This window comes from Actinomycetospora chlora, from assembly GCF_039542135.1.
Lineage (GTDB): Bacteria > Actinomycetota > Actinomycetes > Mycobacteriales > Pseudonocardiaceae > Actinomycetospora > Actinomycetospora chlora.
On the sequence record NZ_BAABHO010000013.1, the window covers coordinates 113,312 to 129,228 of the forward strand.

The 15,917-nt window shown below is 75.6% G+C and carries 23 protein-coding genes; 10 read left to right on the forward strand and 13 right to left on the reverse strand.

Annotation, left to right across the window (positions count from 1 at the left end; genetic code table 11):
• Nucleotides 1–25: 25 nt before the first annotated feature.
• Complete coding sequence (locus tag ABD994_RS10565) at nt 26–970, forward strand: DUF5996 family protein (RefSeq protein ID WP_345413875.1); 945 nt, start codon at nt 26–28, stop codon at nt 968–970.
• Here ABD994_RS10565 and ABD994_RS10570 read toward each other — a convergent pair.
• Together ABD994_RS10570 and ABD994_RS10575 are read right to left on the reverse strand one after the other, a co-directional pair.
• On the reverse strand, nt 960–1,316 hold the full coding sequence (locus ABD994_RS10570; protein ID WP_345413877.1) for a nuclear transport factor 2 family protein: 357 nt from the start codon (nt 1,314–1,316) through the stop codon (nt 960–962). The two genes, ABD994_RS10565 and ABD994_RS10570, sit on opposite strands and share 11 nt — an antisense overlap.
• Nucleotides 1,295–1,639: a hypothetical protein gene (locus ABD994_RS10575; protein WP_345413880.1), complete on the reverse strand. Its 345-nt coding sequence runs from the start codon at nt 1,637–1,639 to the stop codon at nt 1,295–1,297. The genes ABD994_RS10570 and ABD994_RS10575 overlap by 22 nt, the downstream gene beginning before the upstream one ends.
• Nucleotides 1,640–1,925: 286 nt before the next feature.
• Between ABD994_RS10575 and ABD994_RS10580 the strand changes: the two genes are divergently transcribed.
• From ABD994_RS10580 to ABD994_RS10595, 4 genes are all read left to right on the forward strand, one after another.
• Entirely contained in the window at nt 1,926–2,435 is a 510-nt protein-coding gene (locus tag ABD994_RS10580; RefSeq protein WP_345413882.1) for a L,D-transpeptidase, read from the forward strand.
• A gap of 104 nt (nt 2,436–2,539) precedes the next feature.
• On the forward strand, nt 2,540–3,136 hold the full coding sequence (locus tag ABD994_RS10585) for a dihydrofolate reductase family protein (protein ID WP_345413884.1): 597 nt from the start codon (nt 2,540–2,542) through the stop codon (nt 3,134–3,136).
• A gap of 112 nt (nt 3,137–3,248) precedes the next feature.
• Entirely contained in the window at nt 3,249–3,983 is a 735-nt protein-coding gene (locus ABD994_RS10590) for a DUF4383 domain-containing protein (RefSeq protein ID WP_345413886.1), read from the forward strand.
• Complete coding sequence (locus ABD994_RS10595) at nt 3,980–4,159, forward strand: hypothetical protein (protein WP_345413888.1); 180 nt, start codon at nt 3,980–3,982, stop codon at nt 4,157–4,159. The genes ABD994_RS10590 and ABD994_RS10595 overlap by 4 nt, the downstream gene beginning before the upstream one ends.
• 7 nt (nt 4,160–4,166) lie before the next feature.
• On the opposite strand, the gene ABD994_RS10600 is transcribed toward ABD994_RS10595, so the two are convergent.
• Nucleotides 4,167–5,006 carry a class I SAM-dependent methyltransferase gene (locus tag ABD994_RS10600; RefSeq protein ID WP_345413890.1) on the reverse strand — a complete coding sequence of 280 codons (840 nt, stop codon included), beginning with the start codon at nt 5,004–5,006 and terminating at the stop codon, nt 4,167–4,169.
• A 50-nt stretch (nt 5,007–5,056) separates the two neighbouring features.
• Between ABD994_RS10600 and ABD994_RS10605 the strand changes: the two genes are divergently transcribed.
• The gene (locus ABD994_RS10605) at nt 5,057–7,021 is read left to right on the forward strand and encodes a 3-oxoacyl-[acyl-carrier-protein] synthase III C-terminal domain-containing protein (protein ID WP_345413892.1); all 1,965 of its coding nucleotides are present in this window, start codon (nt 5,057–5,059) and stop codon (nt 7,019–7,021) included.
• A 9-nt stretch (nt 7,022–7,030) separates the two neighbouring features.
• Here the strand turns inward: ABD994_RS10605 and ABD994_RS10610 are convergent, their stop codons facing one another.
• From ABD994_RS10610 to ABD994_RS10630, 5 genes are read right to left on the reverse strand one after another with little or no spacing between them, the layout of a single operon-like run.
• Nucleotides 7,031–7,417 (reverse strand): YchJ family protein, encoded by a 387-nt coding sequence (locus tag ABD994_RS10610; protein ID WP_345413894.1) that lies wholly within the window; start codon nt 7,415–7,417, stop codon nt 7,031–7,033.
• Between the two features lie 37 nt (nt 7,418–7,454).
• A complete protein-coding gene (locus ABD994_RS10615) occupies nt 7,455–8,312 on the reverse strand; it encodes an acyl-CoA thioesterase domain-containing protein (protein WP_345413896.1) in 858 nt (285 codons plus the stop codon).
• A 4-nt stretch (nt 8,313–8,316) separates the two neighbouring features.
• Nucleotides 8,317–8,976 (reverse strand): SanA/YdcF family protein, encoded by a 660-nt coding sequence (locus tag ABD994_RS10620; protein WP_345413898.1) that lies wholly within the window; start codon nt 8,974–8,976, stop codon nt 8,317–8,319.
• Complete coding sequence (locus ABD994_RS10625) at nt 8,973–9,896, reverse strand: alpha/beta hydrolase (protein ID WP_345413900.1); 924 nt, start codon at nt 9,894–9,896, stop codon at nt 8,973–8,975. Before ABD994_RS10625 ends, ABD994_RS10620 begins: the two co-directional genes overlap by 4 nt.
• Complete coding sequence (locus tag ABD994_RS10630) at nt 9,896–10,777, reverse strand: helix-turn-helix transcriptional regulator (RefSeq protein WP_345413902.1); 882 nt, start codon at nt 10,775–10,777, stop codon at nt 9,896–9,898. The genes ABD994_RS10625 and ABD994_RS10630 overlap by 1 nt, the downstream gene beginning before the upstream one ends.
• A gap of 192 nt (nt 10,778–10,969) precedes the next feature.
• On the opposite strand from ABD994_RS10630, the gene ABD994_RS10635 reads away from it, so the two are divergent.
• On the forward strand, nt 10,970–11,641 hold the full coding sequence (locus ABD994_RS10635) for a DUF3159 domain-containing protein (protein WP_345413904.1): 672 nt from the start codon (nt 10,970–10,972) through the stop codon (nt 11,639–11,641).
• 30 nt (nt 11,642–11,671) lie between these two features.
• Nucleotides 11,672–12,652 (forward strand): SDR family oxidoreductase, encoded by a 981-nt coding sequence (locus ABD994_RS10640; RefSeq protein ID WP_345413906.1) that lies wholly within the window; start codon nt 11,672–11,674, stop codon nt 12,650–12,652.
• Between the two features lie 76 nt (nt 12,653–12,728).
• Here ABD994_RS10640 and ABD994_RS10645 read toward each other — a convergent pair whose 3' ends face one another.
• Nucleotides 12,729–12,932: a cold-shock protein gene (locus ABD994_RS10645; protein ID WP_345413908.1), complete on the reverse strand. Its 204-nt coding sequence runs from the start codon at nt 12,930–12,932 to the stop codon at nt 12,729–12,731.
• A 265-nt stretch (nt 12,933–13,197) separates the two neighbouring features.
• On the opposite strand from ABD994_RS10645, the gene ABD994_RS10650 reads away from it, so the two are divergent.
• Nucleotides 13,198–13,587, forward strand: coding sequence for a nuclear transport factor 2 family protein (locus ABD994_RS10650; RefSeq protein ID WP_345413910.1), 390 nt, complete (start codon nt 13,198–13,200; stop codon nt 13,585–13,587).
• 15 nt (nt 13,588–13,602) lie between these two features.
• Here ABD994_RS10650 and ABD994_RS10655 read toward each other — a convergent pair whose 3' ends face one another.
• Nucleotides 13,603–13,839: a PASTA domain-containing protein gene (locus tag ABD994_RS10655; RefSeq protein WP_345413912.1), complete on the reverse strand. Its 237-nt coding sequence runs from the start codon at nt 13,837–13,839 to the stop codon at nt 13,603–13,605.
• Nucleotides 13,840–13,975: 136 nt separating this feature from the next.
• Between ABD994_RS10655 and ABD994_RS10660 the strand changes: the two genes are divergently transcribed.
• Entirely contained in the window at nt 13,976–14,140 is a 165-nt protein-coding gene (locus ABD994_RS10660) for a hypothetical protein (protein WP_345413914.1), read from the forward strand.
• 24 nt (nt 14,141–14,164) lie between these two features.
• On the opposite strand, the gene ABD994_RS10665 is transcribed toward ABD994_RS10660, so the two are convergent.
• The 3 genes from ABD994_RS10665 to ABD994_RS10675 form a co-directional block, all read right to left on the reverse strand.
• Nucleotides 14,165–14,368 carry a hypothetical protein gene (locus tag ABD994_RS10665; RefSeq protein WP_345413916.1) on the reverse strand — a complete coding sequence of 68 codons (204 nt, stop codon included), beginning with the start codon at nt 14,366–14,368 and terminating at the stop codon, nt 14,165–14,167.
• 102 nt (nt 14,369–14,470) lie between these two features.
• Nucleotides 14,471–14,860, reverse strand: a complete 390-nt coding sequence (locus ABD994_RS10670; protein ID WP_345413918.1) for a hypothetical protein — start codon at nt 14,858–14,860, stop codon at nt 14,471–14,473.
• A 26-nt stretch (nt 14,861–14,886) separates the two neighbouring features.
• The coding region (locus tag ABD994_RS10675) for an HAD-IC family P-type ATPase (protein ID WP_345413920.1) at nt 14,887–15,917 on the reverse strand (1,031 nt) is incomplete at its 5' end.

Below are 15,917 nucleotides of genomic sequence, written 5' to 3' on the forward strand. Positions count from 1 at the left end.
CCCCGCGGTCGGGGAGTCTCGCGGCGTGACGACCGAGCTCTTCCCGGACCTGCCCTACGACTCCTGGACCGCCACGCGCGAGACGCTGCACCGCTTCGTGCAGGTCGTCGGCAAGGTGCGGCTGGCCGCGAGCCCCCGGCGCAACCACTGGTGGAACGTGCCGCTGCACCTCACCGGGCGGGGCCTGACGACCCGGCCGATGAGCGTCGACGGCGCCCTCGTGTTCGCGATCGACCTCGACCTGGTCGACCACCGCCTCGAGATCGCCACCTCGCGCGGCACCCGCACGTCGTTCCCGCTGACCGGCCGGTCGGTGGCGGTGTTCCACGCGGACCTGACGGCCGCGCTCGCGGCGCTCGGCGTCGAGGTCGAGATCGCCGACCCGCGCCCGTTCGACCTGCCCGACCACGACCGCCCGTTCGCCCAGGACACCGAGCACGCCACGTACGACCCGGCCGCCGTCACCCGGTACTGGACGGTCCTCGGCCAGGTCAACATGGTGCTGGAGGCCTTCGCGGCGGACTTCGCCGGCAAGACGAGCCCCGTGCACCACTTCTGGCACACCTTCGACATCGCGGTCACCCGGTTCTCCGACCGGGTCGTGGAGCACGGACCGGCCGTCGACCCGATCACCCGCGAGGCCTACTCGCGCGAGGTCGTCAGCGCGGGCTTCTGGTTCGGCGACCCGGTCACGCGCGAGCCGGCCTTCTACTCCTACACCGCCCCCGAGCCCGCCGGCGTCGCCGAGGAGCCGCTGCGCCCGGCCGCCGCGACGTGGCGGGAGGCCGGGTCCTCGCACCTCGCGGTGCTCACCTACGCCGACGCCCGCGCGACGGCGGACCCGCGCGCGACCGTGCTCGACTTCTACGAGAGCGCCTACCGGGCGGGGGCGGGCCGCGCCCGCTGGGACCTCGAGGCCCTCGCGGCGCCGGGCGGCGTGACCGACCCGCGCCGGGACCTCAGTCGGTGAGCAGGAGCGTGTACAGGCGCGCGATGCGCCCGTCGGCGACCAGCGCGATGTCGACGCCGCGCACGACCGGCGCCGCGCCCTCGGGGCCGAGCTGCCACGGGAGGTAGCCGAGGTCGCCCGCGACGCGGACCGACCCGGCGGGGGAGAACACGAGGTCCGGCGAGGCGTCGAGCAGTCCCTGGGCCTTCGCGTCGAGGGCGTCGTGCCCGGTCACCGAGCCCTCCGGGTCGGCGAACTCGACATCGGGCGCGTAGGTCGCCGCGATCACCTCGCGGCGCCGCGCCGGGTCGCGCTCGTTGAACACGCCCAGCAGGTTGGCCCGCATCAGTTCGGCGATCTCGGCCATGTCTCTCCTGTTCGGTCGGGCGGTGGTGGGCCGTCGGGACGGCGGCGCAGCACGGCCAGCGCGGCCGCCGCGAGCACCGCGAGCAGGGCGCAGGCGCCGGCGAGCAGCAGGAAGAACCAGGAGCCGGACAGGACGAACACCAGCACCCACGCCGCGGCGAACGCCGACGTCGTCCACACCTGGACGACGTAGCGCCGCCGCTCCTCGGGCCGGACGCGCCGCGCGAAGCCGCCCGCCGCCGGGCTGTCCCGGGCCGCCGCCGCGAGGGCCCGCCGCCGTGCCGCGTCGCGCGCCCGGGCGTCGGGCGCAGGGGTGTCCGGCACCCGACCATCACATCACGGGCGGCGCGCCGGGTCGCGGGCGCCGTGACGCTGCGTCGTCCCCGGCGTCGCCCGACCGGTGGATCGGGCGGGGTCCCGGACGTGCCGTTCTGGGGGACGACGGCACACGCGGAGGGCCCGCCCCTCCCCGCGACGTGGAGGTCCACCCATCAGCGAGATCACGACAGCCCGCACCGGCCGGCACCGGTGGTCGGCGGCCTCGACCCCGGCCACGTCGGCGGCGCGGCCCGCGCGCCGCTGGTGGGTCGCGGCGACCGTCACCGGTGGGGTGCTGGCCGCCGTGGGCGGGCTCGCGGTGCCGGCCCTCGCCGACGGCGCCGCGGCGCCCGAGTCGTCGCCGGTGGCGCGCGAGGCGCACGCCGAGGCGGCCGTCCCGGGCACGCCGTGCTCGGTGTCCACGCGCGCGTGCGTCGACCTCGAGTCGCAGCGGGCGTGGCTGATCCGCGACGGCCGGGTCGTGCGCGGCCCGATGCGCATCGCCTCGGGCGGCGAGGGGAAGGCCACCCCGGTCGGGCACTCGTACCGCGTCTACCGCAAGGACGAGCACCACGTCAGCGGCGAGTCCCGCACGGCCGACGGGCGCCCCGCCCCCATGCCGTACTCGACGTTCTTCGCCGACGGCGGCATCGCCTTCCACGCCGGTGACCCGGCCCGCTCCTCGTCCGGCTGCATCCGCATGGAGACCGACGACGCCCGCGCGACGTTCGCCGAGCTCCAGAACGGCGACAAGGTGCAGGTCGTCAACGCCTCGGAGGAGAACGCCGCCCGCGGCGCGTAGATCCGGAAAATCCGGGCGGGGCGATGTCGATACGGCGCGGGGCGCGTTCGTCGTCGTGGTGAGGGGCCGGCACCGGGCCGGCCCCCGGTTCCCCGGAGGCCACGATGACCGCCACCTACACGTTCGACGTCTTCTCCAGCCTCGACGGCTACGGCTCCTACGGCGGCGACGGCGACTGGGGCGGCTACTGGGGCAAGCAGGGCCCCGAGCTGCTCGAGCACCGCCGCGCCTTCTTCGACACCCCGCAGCGGATGGTCTTCGGCGCCACCACGTACCGGCAGTTCGCGACGATGCTCGCCGAGAGCAGCGAGGGCGACGACGTGCGCGACCCGTGGGTCTCGCGCATGCGGTCGATGCCCCTGACGGTCGTGTCGTCGAGCCTTACCGGCCCGCTCGACTGGCCGGACGCGACCGTCGCGAGCGGCGACGGCATCGAGGTCGTCCGCCGGCTCAAGGAGGAGTCCGACGTGCCGCTGCGCTCGCACGGCAGCCTCACGCTGAACTGGGCGCTGCTGGCCGCGGGCCTGGTGGACCGGCTGCAGGTGACGGTCTTCCCCGTCCTCACGGGCCGCACCGGTACCGACCCGGTCTTCGGCGGCGCCGACGACTTCGACCTCGAGCTGCTCGAGCACCGCACGCTCGACGGCGACATCCAGGAGCTGGTGTACCGGCCGACCCGGCACGTCCCCCGCCCGGCCTGAGGCCCGCGTCATACGACCGGGGAGGACCTCGAGGGGTGGGACGGGCGGCGAGCGGGGATGCCCGCGGGGTTCCGACCGACCGTGCACAACCGGCTTCAGCCTGGAGGCCGCCATGACCGCCGTCCGCCCGCCCACCTCGACCCCCGTCGCCCGCGGCGCCCCCGCCCCGCTCTCCCGTCGCGTCGTGCTCGTCCACCGCATCGGCGCGCTGCTGGTCGCCGCCGTCATCGCCGTCTTCGGGATCCTCGGCTTCGCCGGGGGCCTCACCGCCTTCGAGACCCGGGGCGTGCCCCTGCTCGGCCTGTCCACCAACGGCCTGCTGTCGACCGTCTCGGTCGTCACCGCCGCGGTGCTCGTGCTCACCGCGATCCGCGGCGGCCGGCCGGCGTCGACCGCGATGATCGTGATCGGGGCGGCGTTCCTGGTGGCGGCCTTCGCCGGCCTGGCCGTGCTGTCGACGCCGGCCAACCTGCTGGCCTTCCGCCTGCCCAACGTGTTCTTCAGCATCGCCGCCGGCCTGGTCCTGCTCGTCGTCGGGTCGTACGGGCGCGTCGGCGCGCACCTGCCCGACGACAACCCCTACGTGGCCGGGGGCGACCCGCTCGCCCGCGGCGCGCTCGCCCGCCTGGCCAGCGAGTCGACGCAGGCCGCGCAGCCCGAGGACCACCAGCCCCGCCCGCGCACGGCCGCGGAGGCCCGCGCCGACCGCGAGCTCGCCGCGGCCTTCCGCGCCCGGGCGCTGGGGGAGTCCGATGCGGACACCGACCGGTGGCTCACCGAGCTCGAGGCGCTCCCGCGTCACGAGCAGCGCCGCGTCGCCTGGATGACGGGACGGGCCGGGCGGTGAGCGCCCTCGCCGACGACGGGACCCGGGCCAACCGCGTCCGCCGCGACGGCGCCGAGCGCGACCGCGGCGCGAGCCAGACCCACGGCGCCGGCGACCCCAGCGGCGTCGACGCCGAGCCCGAGGCCGTCACGGCGGACGACGTCCCGGCGGAGCCGCCGTCGGCGGCCACTCGCTGACCGGCCCTCAGCGCCGCTCGAGGTCCCACACCAGGACGCCGGGGAGCCCCACGTAGGCCGCGCGGTTCGCGTCCGGGATCAGCTCGGCCGTCGGCGTGGCGACGGACTCCGTGGTCAGCGGCGGCTCCTCGCAGCCGCGGACGGCCAGCCCGGCGGCGAGGGCGGCCCGGACGTACTCCGAGGGCAGGTGGGTGTGCAGCCGCATCCACGCCCGGCCGTGCTCGGTCGGGAACTGCGGCTGCCAGCCCAGCGTCACGAGGAACGGGTGCACGTCGCTGACGACGACCCGGCCGCCGGGCCGCACGACGCGGGCGAGCTCGCCGACCGCGGCCGCCAGGTCGGCCACGTGGACGAGGGCGAGCGCGCAGACCGCGGCGTCGACGGAGGCGTCGGGGAGGGGCAGGCGGGTCAGGTCGCCGTCGAGGAACCGGGCGTCGGGGAGCTTGGTGCGGGCACGGTCGAGCATGGCCGGTGACCGGTCGACGCCGGTCACGGCGTGGCCGCGCCCGGCGAGGTACGCCGACCACCGGCCCGTGCCGCACGCGGCGTCGAGGACCTCCCCGGGCGGCAACGCGTCGAGCAGCCGGCGCAGCGGGGGCTCCTCGACGCCGAACAGCCGCAGCGGCCGGTCGTAGGTGGCCGCCCACTGCGCGTACCCCTCGGTGAGGTCGAGCTCGACGCCGAGGCGGTCGGCCGGGGGCGTGCCGGTGAGCAGGGCGCGGGTCTCGTCGAGCCGCGACGTGCGGGCCTGCGCCGCCTCGGCGGTGTCGGCGTAGAGCGTCCGGAGCAGCGCCAGCCCCTCGACGCCGACCATCAGTTCCGCCAGCGTCGGACCCGGCTCGGTCATGGCCAGAACGCTAGCCCTCCGGCCCCCGCGCTCTCCTAGAGTGAGCTGCCGTGAAGCCGTTCGTGGTCAACCGTCATGGCCGTCTCGTCTTCCCGGCGAACTTCTTCGGCGAGCTCGACTTCACGGTCCTCGACACGCTCGAACAGTTCACCGCCGTCATCGAGCGCGACTTCGAGGCGAAGGCCCCGACGGGGACCGACATCCTGCACCGGGTGGAGAGCGGCTCCTACCCGAGCCGGTTCGAGCTGCTGCGCGACCTGGGGCAGAACCTGTTCTGGGTCAACCGGTACTCGATGACGATGTTCGACAAGCGCCCCATGCGGTGGCGCGACGTGCCGCGGCACCGCGAGGACGTCTTCCTGCCGGTGCTGACGCCGTGGGAGGACCGCGAGCGCAAGGTCGCGGCGGTCGAGCGGGCCTACCAGGAGCTGCCGGCAAGGTGGGCGACCGGGACCGAGGACCGCGTCTTCGCCCTGCTCTTCGACGTGTTCCGGCACAAGCTGCACCACGCCACGGAGCTGCCCGCGATCAAGCCGACGGTCGCCGAGTTCGTCGCGCAGCCGGACGCGCTCACCTTCGTGATGCCCGAGCACGATCCGGACCACCACGTCTTCGCGATCGACGAGATCCTCGACGCCGACGAGGAGGTGCCCGAGCTCGAGGCCCTCACGCGCTGGGCGATGGTGCTGCACAACCTCTACCCGTGGGACGGGTCCCGCACGACGCTGCGCCACCCCGCCGACATCGGCCCGGACGACTTCGTGGTCACGTTCCACCCGCGCAACCGCGACGTCGTGGCCTTCATCGAGCGGGCCCGGCAGGCCCGCGACACCGGGCCCGCGGCGGCGACGTCGGCCGCGCCGGTCGAGCCGGTGGCGCCCCGGACGCCCTACCCCGCCGTGCGGGTGCGCGAGGCCTTCCGGGTGCGGCCCGCGCTGGAGGCCCTGGCGGTGGTGCGCGGGGAGCACGTCTGCGACAACGTCGACGTCATCCGCAACACCAGCTTCTCGTGGTCGCCGATGAGCGCCGAGGAGATCGCGAAGAAGACCGGCATCCGGCAGCGGCGCTACTCGGCGCGCGACCCCCACCAGCTCGCCCTGGACGCGGCGCGGGCGGCCCTGGCGAAGTCCGGCCGGGCGCCCGAGGACATCGGCGCGGTCCTGGTCAGCACCTGCACCAGCAACCGCCAGATCCCCTCGATCGCCACGTGGGTCTCCGGCGAGCTGGGGCTCGCGCAGACCCACACGTCGATGGACATGGTGGCGGCCTGCGCCGGGCTGCCGTACGGGCTCGCCGAGGCGGTGCGGCAGCTCCAGGAGGTCGAGCGGCCGGTGCTGCTCGTCTGCGTGGAGAAGTTCTCCGACAAGATCGGCAGCGCGCGCACGTCCCGGATGATCTTCGGCGACGGCGCGGCGGCGATGGTCGTGGCCCCGGCGGCCGACGGCGCCCCGGTCGACGTCGAGGTGCTGCAGACCTACGCGAGCGGGCCGGCCTCGGAGGTCAACTCGATCATCTGGCCGAACCCGGAGTTCGACAACGACATCACCGTCTACGGGCCCGAGGTGAAGTCCCTGGTCCAGCGCTACCTGGACCAGATGCTCGGCGAGCTGCGCGACCAGACCGACCCCGACGACCCGGGCCGCTCCCTGCTGGAGAGCATCGAGCTGATCGTCCCGCACCAGGCCAACAAGACGATGATCCTCGACCTGGCCGCCAAGGCGGGGCTCTCGGCCGACCAGCTCTACTTCAACATCGAGTCGATGGGCAACGTGTCGGCCGCGAGCATCCCCATCGCCGTCCACGACGCCGTCCGCGACGGCGTGATCGACCGGCCGCGGCGGATCTTCGCGCCCGGCTTCGGGGCGGGGGCCGTGGGCGGCTACGCGGTCCTGCGCGTGGACCCGGCGATCGTGGCCGACGAGGTGGTGCTCGACCCGCTCGAGGCCGAGCACGCGCCGCCGGCGCAGCGTTCACCCACCACGACCGACGATGTCCGGGTGGCCTTCGGCGAGTAGCCCGGCCTCTCAGCCCACCGTGCCGTCCCGATAGAGCCAGCGGCCGTCCTCGCGGACGAAGCGGCTGCGCTCGTGCAGGACCCCGCGGCGCGGGCCCTCGCGGTGGTGCGCGCGGAACTCGACGACGCCCTCGGTGTCGAACGGGCCGCCGCGGACGCGGTCGAGCACCTCGAGCTGCGTCCAGCGCAGCGCGGGGTCGAGCTCGAGCGACGCCGGGCGGGTGGTGGGGTGCCAGGTCCGCAGCAGGTGCTCGACGTCGCCCGTGGCGAAGGCCGTGTACCGCGACCGCATGAGGGTCTCCGCGGTCGGTGCCGGGGCGCCGGACGGGCCGAGGTACCGGCCGCAGCAGGCGTCGATCGGCTCGGGCAGGCCGCACGGGCACGGTCGGGGAGGCACGGGCGCCCAGTATGCCGATCGGCGGGGCCGGGTGACCTCAGCGGGTGCGGGCGGGGTCCACGGCCTGGGCGCCGTTGGCGAGCGTGGAGACGATCGCGCTGCCCAGGGCCCCGTGGCGGTCGAACACGGTCGTCGTGGCGGTGGCCAGCCCGTCGGTCTCGACGCGCGACGTCGCGACGAGTCCGACCCCGTCACCGGGGGCCGGCAGGCGGGTGAGCGTCAGGGTGGCGTCGGCGTTGATGAACTCGACGCCGCGGGTGCCCCAGCTGCTGGTGAGGTTGGCGGCGTCGGCGAGGACGGCGACGTGCTCGAAGGGCGTCGGGTCCTCCCCCTCGACGAGCGGCGTGGCGGGGAACCACACCGCCTTGCGCGCGGCGTTGGTGTGGGCGCGCGGGTCGGTCGACCACGCGCCGTCGCTGCGGTAGAGCGCCGGCTCGGCGGGGTCGGGGTGGAGGTCGGGCGGCGGGGCGGGCGGGGTCTCGGGCAGCCCGCCGGTCCACGCCGCGCCGGCGGACGGCCCGCCGGTGGCCAGCAGCAGCACGGTGGCGCGGGCGACGGTGCGGCCCTCCTGCACCAGCTCCGCATCGACCAGGCGCAGCCGGCGCCCGCCGCGCACCACGGTGGCCCCGGTGGTGCTCGGGATCATCGCCCCGGGCCGGAAGAGGTCCAGCGTCCAGCGGACCGGACGGAAGCGCCCGGCGCCCTCGAGGGCCCCGGCGGCGCGCTCGGCGGCGCGGGCGAGGACGCCGCTGACGGCGGTGCCGCGCAGCTGGCCCTCCCCGTCCGGGCCGCCCCACCCGCTGGTCGCCCGCGGCAGGGGGACGAGCAGCTCGCCGTCGGCGCGGAAGAACGCCGGGGGTGCGGAGGCGTCAGGGGCGGCGCCGGCTCGTGACATGGGATCAACCTCCCACGCGCCCCGGCGCCCGCGCCCACGACGTCCGCCCGTCGCCGTCGATCGGGAGGACCGGCCCGCCGACGACGTCCGGGCGCAGGGTGGCCTGGCCCAGGCCGCGCACCCGGGCCAGGACCTCGCGGCCGGTCGGCCCGCCGTCGCGGGTGGTGAGTCCCTGGGCGTCGAGACCGGCCGCCCGGGCGAGGTCGACGGCCCGCGGGGCCGCCGCCGCCTCGGTGACGACGACGGCGGACGTCACGGCGAAGACCGTGCGGGCGCGGCGCACGGAGTGCCAGGTGTCGAAGCCCGCGTAGTCGGTGAAGACGTCCTCGGGGGCGGCGCCGGCGGCGAGCGCGGCGTCGCGCATCGCGTCGGGCTCGTTGTCGTCCGGCCGCCCGTGGTCGCCGGACATCAGCAGCTTCTGCACCCGGCCCGCCCGGTAGAGGGCGACCGCGGTCTCGACGCGCAGCCGCACGACCGCGCCGAGCGTGCCGTCGGGACGCACCAGCGATCCCGGCACGATCGCCGCCTGCGCGGGCCGCAGCGCCTCGGCCCGGGCCGTGAGCAGGTGGTCCGTACGGTGCACGACGACCGCGTTCGCCCCCGCGACGAGCAGGACGGTGGCAACCAGGACGACGGCGACGACGGCGGCGACCCGGGCGGTCACCCCAGGTGGGCGTCGAAGAAGTCGGCGAGGCGCGCGACGGCCTGGTCCACGTACCCGGGCCGGTCGTACATCTCGTAGTGCCGGGCGCCCTCGACGACCAGGACGTCCTGCGCGGCGGGCGCGAGACGGGCCAGGCGCTCGCCGTCGGCGCGGGACCCGGTGCCCTCGCCGTGCTCGGCGACGACCACCTGGACGGGCTGGGTGAGGAGCTGGTCGACCAGCGAGAAGGCGTCGAAGCCGAGGATCAGCGCGTCGCTGCGGTGGTGGCGGCGGTTGGTGGACCGGGGGTGCCCGCCGCGGTCGGTGCGGTAGTAGTCGACGGCCTGGAGGAGGTCGACGTCGGTGACGCCGGCGGCGCGCGCCTCCTCCGGGGAGTCCGGGAGCCAGGGGAGCCGTGCGTCGCCGTCGGGACCCAGCAGCCGGTCGGCGGCGGCGTCGAGCGCGCCGGCGACACCCCCGGGGGTCGCGGCGGCCATGGCGCGGAAGGCCTGCCCGATGTCGCTCGCGACGACGGTGCCCAGGGCGCGGACGCGGTGGTCGGTCGCCGCGGCGCGGACGGCGTACCCGCCGCCTGCGCAGATACCGAGCACGCCGACGCGACGGGGATCGACGCCGGGCAGGCGCGTCGCGCGGTCCACGGCCCACCGCAGGTCGGCGACCCGTTCCGCCGGGTCCTCGAGGTCGCGCGGCTCGCCCCCGCTCTCGCCCTGGAAGGCCGGGTCGAACGTCAGCGCCACGAACCCGCGGTCGGCCAGGCGGCGGGCGTAGGTCGCGCCGATCTGCTCCTTGACGCTGCTGCCCGGCGTCGCCAGCACGATCGCCGCACGGCGACGGGCCTCGTCGCCGTCGGGCACGTGGAGGTGGCCGGCCAGCGTGATCGGGCCGCGCGGGATCGAGGTCGGGATCACCGTGGAGGCCATCAGCGGTCCCCGGGGGAGCCGGCCGCCTCGTGGTGCCGGTGCCACGACGCCGCCGGCGCGCCGATGACCGAGAGGAGCTGCAGCTTGTCGTGGCTCTCGCTGCCGGGGACCGCGGTGTAGACCAGCAGCAGGTGGGACTGGTCGGGGTCGAGCAGGGTCTGGCAGTGCAGCTCGAGCGCGCCGACCTCCGGGTGGACGAGGCGCTTGAGCCCGTCGGGACGCACCCCGATCTCGTGGGTGTCCCACAGCGCGCGGAACTCCTCGCTGCGGGGCAGCAGCAGCTCGGCGAGCTGCGCGGCGCGCGACCCGGGGCCCCGCAGCGCGACCGCCGACCGCAGGCCCGAGACGAAGCGCCGCGAGAGCAGGTCGTGGTCCTCGGCGGGGTAGAGGTCGCGGGCGGCGGGGTCGGTGAACCAGCGGAAGCCGATGCTGCGCGCCGGGCCCGTGTACTGGGTGGTGTCCCCGGTCAGCGCCACCGCCAGCGGGGTCTGGCGCAGCGTCTCGCCGAGCTCGGTGACGATCTCGGCGGGGGTGTCGGTGAGCCGGTCGAGGATGCGCAGCAGCCCCGGGCTGATGTGCTCGCCGCCCGCGCCCCGCGCCGGCGGGTGCTGGCCGGCGAGGCGGAACAGGTGGTCACGCTCGTCGAGCGAGAGGTGCAGGCCCTGCGCCATCGAGGCGATCATCTGCGGTGAGGGCTGCGGCCCGCGCTCGCGCTCGAGGCGCGCGTAGTAGTCGCTGGACATGTGGCACAGGGCCGCGACCTCCTCGCGGCGCAGGCCGCTGGTGCGGCGCCTCGCGCCCCGGGGCAGGCCGACGTCCTCGGGCTGCAGGGCCTCGCGCCGACGCCGCAGGAAGGCCGCCAGCCCGGCGCGGTCGATCATGTCGTGAGCCTCTCCCTGGGGGTCCGACCCCCGTTCTACCGGCGCCGGGCACCGCGCAGCCACGGATCGTCGATCCACCCATACCGGGCGCAGGGGTGGCCCGCGGAGCCACGGACCGGCAGGCCGTGGTTGCGCGCGCGGCGGAGGACGACCGTCGTCGGTGACCGGCCACCGACCCGTTGGGAGCTCCCCGTGCCGCACGACCCCGCGTCCGCCGTGACCGTCCCGATCGCTCGCCCGGCGCCCGCCGGACCCACGACGCTGTCGGGGGCGATGCGGGTCAGCCTCGCCCGGTCCGGCGGTGTCACGGGCATCCTCGTGGCCGCCGCGCCCGCCGTCGCCTTCGTCGTCGCCGACGCCGTCGCGGGGCTCGGGTGGGCGTTCGCCGCCCTCGCCGTGGCCGCCCCGCTCACGTTCGGCGTGCAGCTCGCGCGCCGGCAGCCGCTGCGCGGGGCGCTGGTCGGGCTGGCCGTCGCCGGTGTGTGCGCCGGCATCGCCGCGTTCTCCGGCGAAGCCCGCGCGTTCTTCCTGCTCCCCACCCTGATCCCCGCCGCGCTCGGCGTGCTCTTCCTCGGCTCGGTCCTGGTGCGCCGCCCGGTCACCGGCACGCTGGTCAACCGCCTGGTCGGTGGCCCGGCCGACTGGCGCGACCACCCCCGGCTGCTGCGCGTCTACACGTCGAGCACGCTCGCCGGCGTCGCGCTGCACGCCCTCAACCTCGCCGCGCGCGGCCTGGCCTACCTCGCTGACCAGCCCGCCGTCCTGGCCGCCCTCGGCGTCGCCGCCGTGCCCGCGTTCGCAGCGCTCGCCGCGGTCACCCTCGTCGCCGCGCGCCGCACCGTCACCGAGACCGTCCCCGCCTGATCCCGCTCACCCACCCCTCCAGGAGGAACCATGTCCCGCACCCCCGACATCACCGTCCCCGACCTCACCGGGCGCCGCGCCGTCCTCACCGGCGGCAGCGACGGCATCGGCCTGCGCATCGCCCGCCGGCTCGCCGCCGCCGGTGCCGAGCTCGTCCTGCCGGTGCGCAATCCGCGCAAGGGTGCGGACGCCGTCGCCGCCATCCGCGAGGAGACGCCCGGCGCGACCGTCTCGGTGCGCGAGCTCGAGCTGTCCTCGCTGGCCTCGGTCGCCGCGCTCGGCGCCACCCTGCGCGAGGAGGGCCGGCCCGTGCACATCCTCATCAACAACGCCGGTGTCATGACGCCGCCGGAGCGGCAGACCACCACGGACGGCTTCGAGCTGCAGTTCGGCACGAACCACCTCGGCCACGTCGCCCTGGTCGCGCACCTGCTGCCCCTGCTGCGCGCGGGCCGCGCCCGGGTGACCTCGCAGCTCAGCGTCGCCGCCCGCAGCGGGCGGGTCCGCTGGGACGACCTGCAGTGGGAGGAGGGCTACGGCAACGGGATGGCCGCGTACTCGCAGTCGAAGATCGCTTTCGGGCTGTTCGCCCTCGAGCTGGACCGCCGCAGCCGGGCCGGCGGGTGGGGCATCACGAGCAACGCCTCCCACCCCGGCGTCGCCCCGACCAGCCTGCTCATGCCCCGCGCCGAGCTGGGCCGCGACCAGCCGGCCCGGGGTCGGCGCCTCATCAGCGCCCTGTCCGCGCGCGGGATCCTCGTCGGCACCCCGGAGAGCGCCGGGCTGCCGGCCCTCCTCGCCGCGACCTCGCCCGAGGCGGGCGGCCGCTTCTACGGGCCCCGCGGCCCGGGGAACGTCGGCGGCGCCCCCGCCGAGCAGCGCCTCTACCGCCCGCTGCGCAGCGCCGAGGAGGCCGCCCGGGTGTGGGAGGTCTCCCAGGAGCTCATCGGCGTCCCGTTCCCGTCACCCGTGAGCGGCGCGCCCGCGACCCGTGTGGTCGGAGGGCGGTGACGACTCTTCCGACGACGAACGCCCGGACCCACGGTGTGGGGCCGGGCGTTCGGCGCGTGCTGCGACGTCTCGGGCGTCAGAGGGGGCGGACCGAGTCGGCCTGGATGCCCTTCTGGCCCTGGCTGGAGGTGAACTCGACGCGCTGGTTCTCCTCGAGCGAGCGGTAGCCGCTCGACTCGATGGCGGAGAAGTGGACGAACACGTCCTTGCTCCCGTCATCGGGGGCGATGAAGCCGAAGCCCTTCTCGGCGTTGAACCACTTCACGGTTCCCTCTGTCATGGGGTACCTCTCCTCGTGCGGACGACCGTCGGCGGAGAGCTCCGCCGCGGTGCTGCCCGGGCCCACGTCGGGGATTCCCCGCGGGAGCGAGCCGGTGTCACGTGATCCGGCGCTCGACCAGCGAAGGAAAACACAACCTGCAACGGCGCCGACGCTACACAACCTCGGCGAGGTCGGCGCACCCGGTCGCGGGCACACGTCCGTGTGTTGTCACGTCAACACGGGGTGGATACGGTGGCGTTCGCGGCTTCGTCGAGGAGGACCGATGGGATCCGTGGCCCTGCACTTCCGCGAGACCATGGCCGAGCACGGGCTCGAGGCGGGGCTCGCGCTGACGACCGACGACTTCACGTGGACGGTCTGGGGCAGGCCGGACGGGCCGTTCCGCCTCGCGCGCACCTACGCGAAGGACGAGGTCGCGGACCTCATGTCCCACGTGCGCGCGTCGCTGGTCGACGGGCCGCACGTCACCGTGCTCGGGTTCACCGAGGACGCGTCGCACGCCTTCCTGGAGATCGAGGTGCGCGCCACCTCGGTCAACGGCACCGAGTACCACAACCGCGGGGTGCACGTCTTCGACATCGTCGACGGCCGGGTCGCGGCGGTGCGCGAGTACATCGACACGGCCCACGCCGCGGAGGTCTTCGTCCGGTGATCGTGCCTCTCTGCGTCAGGAGCTGATCCAGATCCTCACGATCGCTCCGTGCTCGACCTCGGCGCCCGCGTCGGGGTCCTGGCGGTCGATGAGGCTGCGGCCGGCGGCGGTGTGCGTCGCGTTGGCCGCCACGGCCAGGACGCCCGCGTCGAGGGCGAGGTCGTGCGCATCGGTGGCCGCGGCACCGACGAGTTCGGGGACCCGCACGGTGCGGACCGGCTCCGCGGGGTGGACAGGGCTGACATCGACCATCGTGGTGCTCCTCCTGACCGGTCGTCCCGGTCCGTCGGGGCCCGACCTCGGCGGACCGGACCCACACCAGGGGAACGTCGCGCCACGGGGCGGTCATTCCGCGACGGCCGCGGTCGAACCTGCCATGATCCCGGCCATGTCACGCGGGACTCTCGTCATCGCCGGTGTCGTGCTGCTGGCGCTGGTCGCCGCGATGACGTACTTCGGCCTGCACCGCAACACCGGGGTGGTCGTGATCCTGGTGGCCGTGGTCTGCATCGCGGCGCTGGGCGCCGCCATCAAGGTGTCGCGGAAGGACTGAGTCAGCCGCCGACGCCGTGGATCCTCAGGTGATGAGGCGCGGCCGGTAGCCGAGGACGGATTCGGCGCCGTCGAGGTATGCCTCCGGGTGGGTTGACGACGCCCAGTCGTCCGCGGGGTGGAGCGCGACGGTGTCGCCGGCGGCTTCCCGCTGTCGTCGGTCGCCGGCCAGGGCGAGCGCGGCATCCCGCTCGCCCTTCCGGCGAGCCAGGTCTTCGTCAGTGGTCATGACGTGGTGGTCCTCGACGTCTGTGGCGGAGCGGGCTCAGGTGGACAGGTCGTGACGCCGCCGCATCGGGCCCGGTCGGCCGGATGCGTCGGCGGGCGGGATCTAGACCCGCAGGACCTGGAGCTGAGCCAGACGGGCACAACCAGGTGGCGGTCGTGCCGCACCGCGACGGACCCGGTGGTGCCGGCGGCGCGGTCCCGGGAGGACGCCCGCCGTCGCGGGACCCGGGACGAGCGCGACCCACCACACGACCGCCGCGGCGATCACCGCGAGCGAGAGGTACAGCAGCACCGTGCCGCCGGTCCCGTCATGGCCGTCGGAGCCCGGGTCCGGGTGGACGTGCAGGTTCGCGACGCCGACCACGAGGCCCGTGTCCGGTGTCGGGCGGACGTCGTCGCCGTCGCTGTGCTGGTGAGCGGCGACGAGGTGGTGCAGGGCCACGATCGCCATCGCCACGAGGACCACCCCCGCGCGCCGCGCCCACTCCTGCACGCGCCGCACGGTACCGGGGTCCCGACTCACTCACGCGCCGCTGACGTCGGCGCCACCGGCGCCGAGGGGCGGCTGTCGCCGTCCGCCCGACGGTCGGACGAGCCCGGTCGGAGGTCGAGGCGGCGCAGGAGCTGAGCGTTGAGGGCGACGACGACGGTCGAGACGGACATGAGGACGGCCCCGACCGACATCGGCAGGACGACGCCGAGCGGCGCGAGGACGCCGGCCGCGAGCGGCACCGAGACCAGGTTGTACCCGGCCGCCCACCACAGGTTCTGGGCCATCTTCCGGTAGCTCGCGCGGGAGAGGTCGATGACGGAGGTGACGGCACGCGGGTCGTCCCCGGCGAGGACGACGCCCGCGGAGCCGATGGCGACGTCGGTGCCGGCGCCGATGGCGAGCCCGACGTCCGCCCGGGCGAGGGCGGGAGCGTCGTTGACGCCGTCGCCGACCATCGCGACGCGGTGTCCCTCGTCCTGGAGCGTGGCGACGGTGGTGGCCTTGTCCTCGGGACGGACGCCGGCGAACACGCGGTCGACCTCCAGGTCACGCGCGACGGCCTGCGCCACCGCGGGGGAGTCGCCGGTGGCCATGACCACCCGGAGGCCGCGGCGGTGCAGCTCGGCGACCGCCTCGCGGGACTCGGAGCGGACGGCGTCGGCGAGTGCCAGGGCGCCGAGGACCCGTCCGTCGACCACGACGTGGAGCACGGTGGCCCCGTCCTCGCCCCAGGTGTGCGCGACCGCGAGCGCGTCGAGGCCCGTCTCGTCGAGCAGGCGCGGACCGCCGACCCGCACCTGGCGGCCGCCGACGTCCGCGGAGACCCCGACGGCCGGCGAGGAGCTGAAACCGGTCGCGCTGGGCGGCTCGATCCCGCGCTCGGCGGCGGCGGCGACGATCGCCCGGGCGAGCGGGTGCTCGCTGTCGGCCTCGGCGGCGGCGGCGAGGGCGAGGAGCTCGTCGCCGTCCCGGCCGGCGACGGGACGCAGGTCGACGACGGTGGGCTCGCCGCGGGTGAGCGTGCCGGTCTTGTCGAAGACCACGGTGTCCACGGTGC